The 12,634-nt window shown below is 68.7% G+C and carries 11 protein-coding genes; 9 read left to right on the plus strand and 2 right to left on the minus strand.

Features of this window, described 5'->3' with window-relative positions; genetic code table 11:
* The first annotated feature begins 196 nt into the window (after positions 1-196).
* The 9 genes from PMI14_RS23290 (at position 197) to PMI14_RS33695 (ending at position 11,119) form a co-directional block, all read left to right on the plus strand.
* Positions 197-1,174 (plus strand): histone deacetylase, encoded by a 978-nt coding sequence (locus PMI14_RS23290; protein WP_007857918.1) that lies wholly within the window; start codon positions 197-199, stop codon positions 1,172-1,174.
* A gap of 2 nt (positions 1,175-1,176) precedes the next feature.
* Positions 1,177-1,635: a thioesterase family protein gene (locus tag PMI14_RS23295; protein WP_007857920.1), complete on the plus strand. Its 459-nt coding sequence runs from the start codon at positions 1,177-1,179 to the stop codon at positions 1,633-1,635.
* Between the two features lie 135 nt (positions 1,636-1,770).
* Entirely contained in the window at positions 1,771-2,991 is a 1,221-nt protein-coding gene (pncB, locus tag PMI14_RS23300; RefSeq protein WP_007857922.1) for a nicotinate phosphoribosyltransferase, read from the plus strand.
* A 74-nt stretch (positions 2,992-3,065) separates the two neighbouring features.
* A complete protein-coding gene (locus tag PMI14_RS23305; protein WP_007857924.1) occupies positions 3,066-4,475 on the plus strand; it encodes a sodium:proton antiporter in 1,410 nt (469 codons plus the stop codon).
* Positions 4,476-4,493: 18 nt separating this feature from the next.
* On the plus strand, positions 4,494-5,489 hold the full coding sequence (locus PMI14_RS23310) for a D-glycerate dehydrogenase (RefSeq protein ID WP_007857926.1): 996 nt from the start codon (positions 4,494-4,496) through the stop codon (positions 5,487-5,489).
* Positions 5,490-5,543: 54 nt separating this feature from the next.
* A complete protein-coding gene (rmuC, locus tag PMI14_RS23315; protein WP_007857929.1) occupies positions 5,544-7,328 on the plus strand; it encodes a DNA recombination protein RmuC in 1,785 nt (594 codons plus the stop codon).
* The gene (locus PMI14_RS23320; protein ID WP_007857931.1) at positions 7,325-8,500 is read left to right on the plus strand and encodes an MFS transporter; all 1,176 of its coding nucleotides are present in this window, start codon (positions 7,325-7,327) and stop codon (positions 8,498-8,500) included. The genes rmuC and PMI14_RS23320 overlap by 4 nt, the downstream gene beginning before the upstream one ends.
* A gap of 178 nt (positions 8,501-8,678) precedes the next feature.
* Positions 8,679-10,022 (plus strand): surface lipoprotein assembly modifier, encoded by a 1,344-nt coding sequence (locus PMI14_RS23325; protein ID WP_007857932.1) that lies wholly within the window; start codon positions 8,679-8,681, stop codon positions 10,020-10,022.
* A 17-nt stretch (positions 10,023-10,039) separates the two neighbouring features.
* The gene (locus tag PMI14_RS33695) at positions 10,040-11,119 is read left to right on the plus strand and encodes a FecR domain-containing protein (RefSeq protein ID WP_199234353.1); all 1,080 of its coding nucleotides are present in this window, start codon (positions 10,040-10,042) and stop codon (positions 11,117-11,119) included.
* A gap of 57 nt (positions 11,120-11,176) precedes the next feature.
* Here PMI14_RS33695 and PMI14_RS23335 read toward each other — a convergent pair whose 3' ends face one another.
* The gene (locus PMI14_RS23335; protein WP_007857935.1) at positions 11,177-12,040 is read right to left on the minus strand and encodes a TIGR00730 family Rossman fold protein; all 864 of its coding nucleotides are present in this window, start codon (positions 12,038-12,040) and stop codon (positions 11,177-11,179) included.
* A gap of 67 nt (positions 12,041-12,107) precedes the next feature.
* Positions 12,108-12,494: a fluoride efflux transporter CrcB gene (crcB, locus tag PMI14_RS23340; RefSeq protein WP_007857936.1), complete on the minus strand. Its 387-nt coding sequence runs from the start codon at positions 12,492-12,494 to the stop codon at positions 12,108-12,110.
* Positions 12,495-12,634 lie beyond the last annotated feature (140 nt).

Genomic DNA, 12,634 nt, shown 5'->3' on the forward strand with positions numbered 1-12,634 from the left:
TATCTCCTGAGAATAGGGCCCAGCGGGCCGAGGTGGTTTACAGAGAATCTGCGCTGTCGTTGACTTCGTGAGTCATGTTGCAGTGCAGCATGGGTTGAATTTTAGGGGCTTGAGCGGGGATTGCAAGTTCTTTTTGTTGCGCTGCAGCAATTTAGAGGTGACAGTCCAACACCGCGCCCCTTGCCACAATGGCGTCATGCATGCCTATTACGCAGACCAGTTCGTGCTGCCGCTGCCCGAGGGCCACCGTTTTCCCATGGCCAAGTACCGCCTGCTGCGCGATGCGGTGACCGCCCACCTGCCCGGCGTGGCCCTGCAGGTGGCGCCGCCCGCGAGCGACGCAGAACTGGCGCTGGCCCACACGCCGGCCTATATCGACGCCATTGCCAACGGCACCCTGCCTGCGCCCGCGCAGCGCGAGATCGGCTTTCCCTGGAGCCCGGCCATGGCCGAGCGCGCGCGCCGCTCGGTGGGGGCCACCATCGCGGCCTGCCGGGTGGCCATGGCCGGCGGGGAGGGCGGCGGCATCGCCGGCAACCTGGCCGGTGGCACGCACCACGCCTATGCCGACAAGGGCAGCGGGTTTTGCGTGTTCAACGACATGGCCGTCGCGGCCCGGCTGATGCAGGACGAGCATGCGCGCGCCGCCTCGGCCATGGGCGCCAACCCGCTGGCACTGCGCGTGGCCGTCATCGACCTCGATGTGCACCAGGGCAACGGCACGGCGCGCATCTTCCAGGGCGACGACTCGGTGTTCACGCTCTCGCTGCATGGCGCGCGCAACTTCCCCTTCCGCAAGGAGGCGGGCGACCTCGACGTGGAACTGCCCGACGGCTGTGGCGACGACGAATACCTGGCCGCGCTGGAGCAGGCGCTGGACACGCTGGAGCAGCGCTTTGCGCCCGGCCTCGTGCTCTACCTGGCCGGGGCCGACCCGCACGTGGGCGACCGCCTGGGGCGCCTGCACCTGAGCCACGACGGCCTGGAGGCGCGCGACCGGCGCGTCTTCGACTGGGCCTGGCAGCGCCGCGTGCCCGTGGCCTTTGCCATGGGCGGCGGCTACGGCACGGACATTGCCGACACCATCAAGGCCCAGCTCGCCACCTGGCGCGTGGCCCACCAATACCAGCAGCGCTGGCTGAAATCCTTGCAACCCTCTCCTTCTTCTGTTTGACCATGACGACCACTTCCCCCGCGCCGCGCCCGGCGCCGCAGCCCCGCAGCGCCTACCGTGCCTTCCGCTCCATCAGCACCCGCTGGGCCGACAACGATGTCTACGGCCATGTCAACAACGTCGTCTACTACAGCTGGTTCGACACTGCCGTGAACGCCCACCTCATCGAGCAGGGTGTGCTCGACATCCACGCCGGCACCACCATCGGCCTGGTGATCGAGACGCAGTGCAACTACTTCGCCCCGCTGGCCTTTCCGCAGACGGTGGAGGCCGGCATCCGCGTGGCGCGCCTGGGTGGATCGAGCGTGCGCTACGAGGTGGGCCTGTTCGCCCAGGGCGAGGAGATGAGCGCCGCGGCCGGGCATTTCATCCACGTGTATGTGGACCGCGAAACGCGCCGCCCCGTACCCGTTCCGGAGCCGCTGCGCAAGGTGCTGCAGACACTGGTGGTGGGGGCCTGAGGCGCCTGCGTCCCCCGGCGAAAACCCCTTGCGGCCCTGCGCTGCAGTGATCGTTGCAATGGCCTACACTGTGATGCTTTGCTGCCCGTTGGCCGGCAGTGCTTTCAGGGCCTTGCGCTGTGGCCCGCTTCGACAATGATCATCACCAGCCTGCTCGACACCGACCTGTACAAGTTCACGATGATGCAGGTGGTGCTGCACCAATTCCCCGGGGCACAGGTCGAGTACCGCTTCAAGTGCCGCAACCCCGGCGTGCAGCTGGCGCCCTATGCCAACGAGATCCGCGACGAGATCCGCTCGCTGTGCAGCCTGCAGTTCCAGGACGCCGAGCTGGCCTACCTGCGCTCCATGCGCTTCATCAAGAGCGACTTCGTGGACTTCCTCGGGCTGTTCCGCCTGAACGAGAAGTACATCACCATCACGCCACAGCACAACGGCGAGATCGAGATCACCATCCGCGGGCCCTGGCTGCACACCATCCTGTTCGAGATCCCGGTGCTGGCCATCGTCAACGAGGTCTACTTTCGCAACACGCAGAAGGTGCCCAATTTTCCCGAAGGCCGCCGCCGCCTGGACACCAAGATCGCCCAGCTGCAGGCCGAGGGCCTGTCCGAACTCAAGATCGCCGACTACGGCACGCGCCGGCGCTTTTCGCGCGCCTGGCACGAGGAAGTGCTGCGCGTGCTGTGCGCGCGCCTGGGCACGGGCGACCGCCGGCCCGGCGCGCCCGTGGGGCCCGGCCAGTTCGCCGGCACCAGCAATGTGCTGTATGCGATGAAGCTGGGCGTGACGCCGCTGGGCACCATGGCGCACGAATACCTGCAGGCCTGCCAGGCGCTGGGCCCGCGGCTGCGCGACAGCCAGGTCTTCGGCTTCGAGATGTGGGCCAAGGAGTACCGGGGCGACCTGGGCATCGCCCTGTCCGACGTGTACGGCATGAGCGCCTTCCTGCGCGACTTCGACCTGTACTTTTGCAAGCTGTTCGACGGCGCGCGCCACGACAGCGGCGACCCGTTCGCCTGGGGCGAGCGCCTCCTGGACCACTACCGCAAGAACCGCGTGGACCCGCTGACCAAGACGCTGATCTTCAGCGATGCGCTCACCGTGCCGCGCACCATCGAGCTGTACCAGCAGTTCCGCGGCCGCTGCCAGCTGGCCTTCGGCATCGGCACCAACCTGACCAACGACCTGGGCAGCCCGCCCGATCACGAGCCGCTGCAGGTGGTCATCAAGATGACGCAGTGCAATGGGCAACCCGTGGCCAAGCTCTCGGACACGCCCGGCAAGGGCATGTGCGACGACGAGAAGTACCTGGCCTACCTGCGCCAGGTGTTCGAGATTCCCACGGCCCAGTGAGGGTGGCTCACCCGCGCGGCGGCGTGGTGGCGCTGCCTTCCTGTGCCTGTCCAACCATGAGGGAGTATCTGTCCATGAAGGTTCCAAGCGGGCTGCTGCTGACCGCACTGCTCCTGCTGCCGGGCATGGCCACGGCCGCCGAGGTGGACGGCAGCGCGCTGTCCGTCCTGTGGGGCGTGCCGTTTGCCGGGGTGCTGCTGTCCATTGCCATCATGCCGCTGCTGGCGCCCACGGTGTGGCACCACCATTTCGGCAAGATCACGGCCGCCTGGGCTCTGGCCTTTGTAGTCCCGTTCGCGCTGGTATTCGGGGCATCCGCCGCGGGCGCGAGCCTGGTGCATGCGCTGCTGGCCGAGTACATCCCCTTCGTGATCCTTCTCACCGCGCTGTTCACGGTGGCGGGCGGTATCTACATCCGCGGCAACCTGCATGGCAGCCCGGGGCTCAATACCGCCATCCTGGCCATCGGTGCCGTGCTGGCCAGCTTCATGGGCACCACGGGCGCATCGATGCTGCTGATCCGCCCACTGATCCGCGCCAACGACAACCGCAAGCACACGGCGCACGTGGTGGTGTTCTTCATCTTCATCGTCTCCAACGCGGGGGGATCGCTCACTCCGCTGGGCGACCCGCCGCTGTTCCTGGGCTTCCTCAAAGGGGTGGATTTCTTCTGGACGGTGCGCCACATCTTTCCCGAAACGCTGTTCCTGGTGGGCAGCCTGCTGGTGATCTTCTTCGTGCTCGATTCCTGGTACTACCATCGCCGCGAGGAGGTGCTGCCGCAGGACCCCACGCCCGACACGCCGGCCCTGGGCTTCGAGGGCAAGGCCAATTTCCTGCTGCTCGGGGGCGTGGTGGCCCTGGTGCTGCTCAGCGGGTTCTGGAAGTCGCCCGTGGCCTGGAGGATCGCCGGCACCGAGGTCGGCCTGCCCGGCCTGGTGCGCGATGCCGGCCTCATCCTCGTCACGCTGGTCTCGCTGCGGCTGACGCCCGCCAAGGTGCATGAGGACAACCAGTTCGGCTGGGGGCCGATGCAGGAGGTGGCCAAGCTGTTCGCGGGCGTCTTCCTGACCATCATCCCGGTGATCGCCATGCTCAAGGCCGGCGTCAATGGCCCGTTCGGTGCCATTGTGGCCGCCGTCACCCGGCCAGACGGCTCGCCCGACCCGGCCATGTACTTCTGGGCCGCGGGCGCGCTCAGCTCCTTCCTGGACAATGCGCCGACCTACCTGGTGTTCTTCAACACCGCGGGCGGCGATCCGGCCGTGCTCATGACCACCCTGGCCCCCACGCTGGCCGCCATTTCGGCCGGCGCCGTGTTCATGGGCGCCAACACCTACATCGGCAATGCACCGAACATGATGGTCAAGGCCATTGCCGAGGACCGGGGCGTGAAGATGCCCAGCTTCTTCGGCTACATGCTGTGGTCGGGCGGCATTCTGGTGCCGCTGTTCGTTGTGATGACTTTCATCTGGTTTCGCTGATCTGGAGATCTGACTTTCATGAGCAAGCCCCGCATCCTGGTCGCCCGCGCGATCTTCCCCGACATCGTTGACCGCCTGCGCCAGCACTTCGAGGTGCAGGACAACCCCGAGGACGTGATCTGGACCCCGGCCGAGCTGGCCGCGCGCCTGGCCGACAAGGACGGCGCCTTCACCACCGGCAGCCAACGCATCGATGCCGGGCTGCTCGCCGCCGCGCCGCACCTGCGCATCGTGGCCAACATGGCCGTGGGCTACAACAACTTCGACGTGGACGCCATGACGGCCGCCGGCGTGCAAGGCACCAACACGCCCGACGTGCTGACCGAGACCACGGCCGACTTCGGCTTTGCCCTCTTGATGGCCACCGCGCGCCGCATGACCGAGAGCGAGCACTACCTGCGCGCCGGGCAGTGGACCAAGTGGAGCTACGACATGTTCTCGGGCTCGGACATCCATGGCAGCACGCTCGGGATCATCGGCATGGGTCGCATCGGCCAGGGCATTGCGCGCCGCGGCGCGCACGGCTTCGGCATGAACGTGGTCTACCACAACCGCTCGCGCCTGTCGCCCGAGCTGGAGGCCGAATGCAAAGCCCGCTACGTCGGCAAGGAAGAGCTGCTGCGCACGGCCGACCACGTGGTGCTGGTGGTGCCCTACACCCCGGCCTCGCACCACACCATCGGCGCGGCCGAACTGGCCTTGATGAAGCCCACGGCCACGCTGGTCAACATTGCGCGCGGCGGCATCGTCGACGACGCAGCGCTGGCCGTGGCCCTGCGCGAGCAGCGCATCGCGGCGGCGGGCCTGGACGTCTTCGAGGGCGAGCCCAGCGTGCACCCGGACCTGCTCACCGTGCCCAACGTGGTGCTCACGCCGCACATCGCCAGCGCCACCGTGCCCACGCGCCGCGCCATGGCCAACCTGGCGGCGGACAACCTGATCGCCTTCTTCGAGCAGGGCGCGCCGCTCACGCCGGTGAACACGCCCGCACCGAACCGTTTGCGTACACAATAACCGCCTTGCTTTCGCGCACCGCCCTGGTGCGCTCTTTCTAGCCCAGCCCCGCTTTTGACCACCGACACCCTCATCCTGCTGGCCGCGCTGGCCCTCGTCCTGTTGCTGCTGGTGCTCGTGCTGCTGCGCCGCCCGCGCGTCGATCTGCCGCCCGAACTGGCGGCCCGCCTGCAGGCCCTGGAGCAGACGGCCCAGGCCACGCAGCTGGCCGTGGCCCGCAACGATGGCGGGATGGAGGCCCTGGCCCAGCAGATGCGAGGTTTCACGCAGACCACGCAGGCCACGCTCGAAACCGTGCGCCACGCCGTGGACGAACGCCTGGCCCAGGCCGTGACCGAGTCGCGCACCGGCCGCGCCGAGCTGCTGGCGGCCTTTGGCGTGTTCGAGGGCCGGCTGGAGCAGCGCATTGAAGGACTGCAGCAGGTGGTGGCCGGCCGGCTGGAGGACAGCCGCAAGGCGCTGCTGGAGAACCTGGCCCAGGGCCAGGCCGATTCGGCCGTGGCGCGCAAGGAGCTGTCGGACACACTCACCGGTTTTCGCACCGAGCTCACCACCACCACGGCGGCGCTGGCGGCCGAGAGCGTCAAGTCGCGCGAGGCCATGACCGAGAGCGGGGTGCTGTTCGAAAAGCGCATCCAGGAGCGCTTCGAGGCGCTGACGCTGGCCACGCGCACCACGCTCGATTCGCTCAAGGGCGACATCCAGAGCCAGCTCGGGACCATGTCCGGCGCGCTCAAGGACCAGCTCGAAGCCAACGGCAACCAGATCCGCCACCAGTTCTCGGTGCTGCAGGACGCCGTCTCGCAGCAGCTCACGGGCATGCTGCAGGGCAGCCAGACCAATGCCGAGCAGCTGCGCAACGCGCTCAACGAGCGCCTGGCCGCGATCCAGGCCGACAACTCCACCAAGCTCGAGGAGATGCGCCGCACGGTGGACGAAAAACTGCACGCGACGCTGGAGCAGCGCCTGGGCGAATCCTTCAAGCTGGTGAGCGACCGCCTGGAGCAGGTGCACAAGGGCCTCGGAGAGATGCAGACCCTGGCCGGCAGCGTGGGGGACCTGAAGCGCGTGATGACCAACGTGAAGTCGCGCGGCACCTGGGGCGAAATGCAGCTCGGGGCCATCATCGAGAACGTGCTCACGCCCGACCAGTTCGCGCGCAACGTGAAGACCGTGCCGGGCAGCGACGACCTGGTGGAATTCGCCATCCGCCTGCCGGGCAGGAGCGACGAGCACCCCGTGTGGCTGCCCATCGACTCCAAGTACCCGGTGGAGCAGTACCAGCGCCTCATGGACGCGCAGGACGCGGCGGACAAGGGGCTCATCGCCTCGGCCGGCAATGCTTTCGAGGCCTCGATCAAGCTCGAAGCCAAGAAGATCTTCGCCAAGTACGTCTCGCCCCCGCACACCACCGACTTCGCGGTGCTCTACCTGCCCACCGAGGGCCTGTTCGCCGAGGTGATCCGCCGCCCCGGCCTGGTGGAGGCCTTGCAGAACGACTGCCGCGTGATGATCACCGGCCCGGCCAACCTGGCGGCCATGCTCAACAGCCTGCAGATGGGCTTCAAGACCCTGGCCATCGAGAAGCGCTCGTCCGAGGTCTGGAGCCTCTTGGGCATGGTGAAGACCGAGTTCGCCAAGTTCGGCGACGTGGTGGAGGCGACCAAGAAGTCCATCGACTCGGCCGCCAAGCGCTTTGAAGAAGTGGGCGTGCGCACCCGCGCCATCCAGAAGCGCCTGCGCGACGTGCAGGACCTGCCCGCACCCGATGCGGCCGGCGTGGTGCCCAAGCTGCGCCCGCCCATGTCGGCCGCTGACGCCCAGGACGAGCTGCTGTGAACGTGGCGCTGGCCCGCCTGATCGCCGGCCAGATCTGCGTGCACGCCTGCATGGCGGGCATGCGCCTGGCCGCCCCCCTGCTGGCCCTGCGCGAGGGCTACAGCGCCGCCGCCGTGGGGGTGCTGCTCGCCCTGTTCGCGCTCACGCAGGTGTTCCTGGCGCTGCCGGCCGGGCGCTATGCCGACCGCCATGGCCTGAAGCGCCCGGTGGGCTATGCGGTGGCGGTGGCCACCGCAGGCGCTGCCGCCGCGCTGGTGTTCCCGGTGTTCCCCGTGCTGTGCCTGGCGGCGCTGGCCACCGGGGGCGCCACGGGCGCCGCCACGATTGCGCTGCAGCGCCATGTAGGCCGCGCGGCCCACGACGCCACGGCGCTCAAGCAGGTGTTCAGCTGGCTGGCCATCGGGCCGGCGGTGTCCAATTTTGTCGGGCCGTTCTGCGCCGGGCTCATGATCGACCATGGCGGCGTCATCGCGGGCGATACCCAGGGCTACCGCGCCGCGTTCGCGCTCATGGCGCTGCTGCCGCTGGCCACCTGGTTCTGGGTGCGCGACACGGTCGAGCTGCCGCCGGTGATCGCCGCGGCCGGCGGACCGCCCCAGCGTGCCTGGGACCTGATGAACGAGGTGCCCTTCCGGCGCCTGCTCATCGTCAACTGGATCCTGTCCTCGTGCTGGGACGTGCACACCTTCGTGGTGCCACTGATCGGGCACGAGCGCGGGCTGTCGGCCTCGGTCATCGGCTCCATCCTGGGCGCCTTCGCCATTGCCGCGGCCTTCATCCGCGTGCTGATGCCCCTGGTGGCCGAGCACCTGCGCGAGCGCGTGGTGGTGGCCGTGGCCATGGTGGTCACGGCGGTGCTGTTCGCGGTCTACCCCGTGATGCCCACCGCGCTCACGATGGGCGTGTGTTCGGTGCTGCTGGGCTTTGCGCTGGGTTCGGTGCAGCCCATGGTGATGAGCCTGCTGCACCAGATCACGCCTTCCCACCGCCACGGCGAGGCGCTGGGCCTGCGCCTGATGGCCATCAATGCATCGAGCGTGCTCATGCCCATGCTGTTCGGCACCGCCGGTGCCGTGATCGGCGTGGGCGGGGTGTTCTGGGTGGTGGGCGCCGCCGTGGGAGCGGGCGCGCGCATGGCCTGGAACATGGGCGCGCCCAAGGCCGGGCACTGAGAGGCGCACCCGCTGCCGCGCTTGTAACAAATCTCCCATGCGGGCCAAATCGGAGTAGATTCCGGTAGCGTCTGCTCACATTGCTTGCAAATCGCTGCAAGCGAATGGATCAGCGCTGCTGCCCACGACGCGGCCATCCCCGCAACGGTACGCCATTGCCCGCTTGAGGAGATCTCCCATGGGTATTGTTCGTCTGTCTTGTCGCAGGCCGCTGCTGCGGCTGGTTCCGGTTCTGCTCGGTCTGGCGCTTGCTGCTGGCGCCGCCCATGCCGATGCATTGCTCGACCGGGCGGCGGCCCTGGTGCAAGGCGGTGCGGCCCGTGAGGCCTTTGACCTGCTCGACCCGCTGGAGGCCGCCCGCGCCGGGGATCCGGCCTTCGATGCCGCCATGGGCCATGCCGCCCATGCCGCAGGCCAGTACAGCCGTGCCGTGCTGGCCTGGGAGCGCGTGGTGGCCGCACAGCCGGATGACATGGCCGCGCAGGTGGCCCTGGCCCGCGCCCTGTATGCGGTAGGTGACCAGCGCGGGGTGCTGGCTCTCTCGGAACGCGCGCGCGCTCTGGGCATTCCGGTGGATGCCGCGCTCAGCATCGACCAGTTCCTCGTGTCTTACGACCGGGCCGCGAGCGAGGGCGGCTCCACCCTCAAGGGCTATGCCGAGCTGGCGCTGGGCCACGATTCCAACGTCAATGCCGGGCCGGCGTCGATGCTGCTGCCTTCGCCCGTGCCGGGCACTCCGGCATGGACGCTGGCGCCCTCGGCGCTGGCGCGGTCCTCCGATTTCCTGGCGGCGCTGGTTGCGGTGCGCGGGCGCTACGTGCTGGACTCGCGCTGGTCCCTGGTCGGCGCGGCCGCCGGCACGCCCCGCCGCAACGAGGGTGGGGCAGGGGCCTTCGACTCCGACCAGTTCGATGCCAGTGCCGGCGTGGCCTGGCGCTCGGAGCGCCATGAACTCATCGTGCAGGGCCAGGGCTCCTACTATGCGCTCGACGGCACGCGCCTGCGCACCATCGGCGGTGTGCTGGGCGAATGGATCTACCGGTTCGATGGCTTCCGGCAATGGGGCAGTTTCCTGCAGTCGGCCCGCCTGCACTATCCCACGCAGCCGCTGCGCGACGTGCAGCGCACGGTGCTGGGCACTTCGTATGCCCATGTGTTCCGCGATGGCAGCCTGGCCTATGCGGGCCTGCATGGCGGGCGCGAGGAGCCTGATGCGGCCGGCGTGGACTACCTGGGCCACCGCCTGGTGGGCGCGCGTGCCGGCGGGCAACTGGCGCTGGCCCGCAACTGGGCGCTGTTTGCCAACCTGGACTGGGAGCGGCGCCGCTATGGCGCTGCCGACCCCTTCTTTGCCGTGGTGCGGCGTGACCGGCAGGTGAATGCCTCGCTGGGCGTGTCATGGATCCCCGCCACGGCCTGGCGTGTCACGCCGCAGTGGACGGGCACGCACAACGATTCGACCCTGCCGGTTTCCGAATACAGGCGGCGCATCTGGTCCGTCACCGTACGCCGTGAGTTTTGATGCAGAAGGGGTACTTCATGACGACCGAACCTCGCCTGTCCCGCATTGCGCTGCTGATGGCCATGGTGGCCGCGTGGCCGGCTTCCACACTCGCTGCAGCCGGGCTGGTGCAGTTCGCCACCGGCGAGGTCAGTCTGCGCCGGGGCGATGCCACCACCGGCGTGGCCAAGGGGGCCGAGGTGGACATGGGCGACGTGCTGCTGACCGGCAGCGCAGGCCGCGCGCAGATCCGCTTCACCGACGGCGGCCTGGTGGCGCTGTACCCGGATTCGCAGTTCACCGTGACCCGGTATTCCGACAGTGGCGACGTGGCGCAGGACGGCTTTGCGGTGACCTTGCTGCGCGGCGGCATGCGTGCGATCACGGGCCTGATCGGCAAGCGCAACCCGGGCAGCTACAAGGTCATCACGCCCACGGCCGTGGTGGGCATCCGCGGCTCGGCCTTCCTGGTGGGCTTCAATGCCCAGGGCCAGCTCACCGTGGCGGGCGAACAGGACGAGATCGAGGTCTGCACCGAGGCCGGCTGCGTGGGCGTGAAGGCCGGCGAGTCGGTGCTGGTGCTCTCCAGCCAGAAGCTGCCGGTGTACACGAACACGCGCGCACTGCTGCCCCTGCCGGCGCTGCCCCTGCCGCAGATGGCGGGCGACCAATTGCAGGGTGATGGCCACCGCAGCAGCGTGTTCGTGATTCCGCGGCCGCCCTCGCCGCCACCGGTGCATGTAGCACCCCCACCGCATGTGGAAGATCCGGTCGTGCCCCTGCCAACGCCGACCCCACCGTCGTCGCCTGTACCTGTGCCAGCACCGGTTCCGGCACCGGTGCCTGCGCCCGTACCGGTGCCGGCCCCACCGTCCACGCAGGTGCCCACCCCGGCACCGCCCACCACCGGTACCGGGACCACCACCACGCCGGGCACCACCACACCGCCGACGACCACGCCGCCTGTGACAACGCCGCCCACCACCACGCCACCTGTAACCACCGCTCCGCCGACGACTACACCACCCCGGCCGGTGCCACCGCCACCGACCACGCCGATCTTTGTGCTGCCGCCAGGGGTGATCCTGCTGCCCCCGGCACCACCGCCGATACGCTGATGGCCCCACGGCGGGGCATCAGCGCCGCGCCGGTCGGCGCCGGGTGCCTGCGCGGCGTCAGATCTTGTAGAACGCCTTGATCAGGTCCCAGGCTTCCTGGGGATCATCGGTGTAGTGGAAGAGCTTGAGGTCCTGCGGCGAGATCGTGCCTTCCTCCACCAGCACGTCGAAGTTGACCAGGCGCTTCCAGTAGTCGGTGCCGAAGAGCACGATGGGCACGGGCTTGGCCTTGCCGGTCTGCACCAGGGTCAGCACCTCGAACAGCTCGTCCAGCGTGCCGAAGCCGCCCGGGAAGGCCACCAGCGCCTTGGCACGCATCATGAAATGCATCTTGCGCAGCGCGAAGTAGTGGAACTTGTAGCACAGCGAGGGCGAGATGAAGCGGTTGCCGCTCTGCTCGTGGGGCAGGGCGATGTTCAGGCCCACGTTGAGCGCGCCCACGTCGTGGGCGCCGCGGTTGGCGGCCTCCATGATGCCGGGGCCGCCACCGGTGCACACGTAGATGCGGTCGGCCGGGGCATTGCGCTCGCTGTGCTCGGCCACCAGGCGGGCGAACTGCCGGGCCAGGTCGTAGTAGCGCGCATTGCGCACGGCCTGCCGTGCCTTGGCAATCACCGCCTCGTCACCGCCGGCCTCGGCTGCAGCCAGCTGTTCGGCCGCCTCGTCGGGCGCGACGAAACGCGCACTGCCGTAGACCACCACGGTGCTCTCGATGCCCTGCGCGGCCTGACCGAGGTCGGGCTTGAGCATCTCCAGCTGGAAGCGGATGCCGCGCGTCTCGCGGCGGAACAGGAATTCGGGGTCCGCGAACGCCAGGCGGTAGGCATCGGCGTGCAGGGGGTTGCCTTGGGAGGCGTGGTTCTGCAGTTCGGCCCAGGCATCGGCCAGGCGGCTCTCGTTGAGTTGGGTATTGGCGTCCATAGGGCCATTGTGCCGAGGTTCTGTGGCACTTTCTGGCGCAAGGGTGCTCTTTTTGTGAGCAACCGCCTCAGGCACGCTGTGCGAGAAACCAGGTGGCGCTCTGGATGCCCAAGACAGTGAGCGCCAGCGAGCCCGCCACGTGCAGCCCGGTCGTGCCCAGCGCCAGCACATAGCGCTGCTGCAGCAGCATGCCCACCACCTCGGCCGAGAAACTCGAAAACGTCGTGAGCCCGCCCAGGAAGCCCGTGACCAGCGCCAGCCGCCAGGTCGGATCGAGCTGCGGCAGGGCCTGGAACACGGCCACGCAGACCCCGACCAGGTAGCCCCCCACCAGATTGGCCGCCAGCGTGCCCCAGGGCAGCACCGAGCCCGCCGTGGAGAGCCACAACCCCAGCCGCCAACGCGCCAGCGCGCCCAGGCTGGCGCCAATGCAGATAGCAACGACTGCGAGCATGGTGTGTTCTCTCCGTGTTGGTTGGAGCGCCATTTTGGCGCAAGAACAACCGCGCTCGAAAACTGGCGCGGCCCCTGCCAGCGCTCCCGCGCAAGGGCCGCCCCGCCGCGCTGGGAGCGTCCCCCTCCCGACTCGCGCAG

Source organism: Acidovorax sp. CF316, from assembly GCF_000276605.1.
Taxonomy (GTDB): domain Bacteria; phylum Pseudomonadota; class Gammaproteobacteria; order Burkholderiales; family Burkholderiaceae_C; genus Acidovorax.

Coding starts and splice junctions, on each gene's coding strand:
- PMI14_RS23290 (WP_007857918.1), top strand. CDS start 197: ATGCATGCCTATTACGCAGACCAGTTCGTGCTGCCGCTGCCCGAGGGC.
- PMI14_RS23295 (WP_007857920.1), top strand. CDS start 1,177: ATGACGACCACTTCCCCCGCGCCGCGCCCGGCGCCGCAGCCCCGCAGC.
- pncB (WP_007857922.1), top strand. CDS start 1,771: ATGATCATCACCAGCCTGCTCGACACCGACCTGTACAAGTTCACGATG.
- PMI14_RS23305 (WP_007857924.1), top strand. CDS start 3,066: ATGAAGGTTCCAAGCGGGCTGCTGCTGACCGCACTGCTCCTGCTGCCG.
- PMI14_RS23310 (WP_007857926.1), top strand. CDS start 4,494: ATGAGCAAGCCCCGCATCCTGGTCGCCCGCGCGATCTTCCCCGACATC.
- PMI14_RS23325 (WP_007857932.1), top strand. CDS start 8,679: ATGGGTATTGTTCGTCTGTCTTGTCGCAGGCCGCTGCTGCGGCTGGTT.
- PMI14_RS33695 (WP_199234353.1), top strand. CDS start 10,040: ATGACGACCGAACCTCGCCTGTCCCGCATTGCGCTGCTGATGGCCATG.
- PMI14_RS23335 (WP_007857935.1), bottom strand. CDS start 12,040: ATGGACGCCAATACCCAACTCAACGAGAGCCGCCTGGCCGATGCCTGG.
- crcB (WP_007857936.1), bottom strand. CDS start 12,494: ATGCTCGCAGTCGTTGCTATCTGCATTGGCGCCAGCCTGGGCGCGCTG.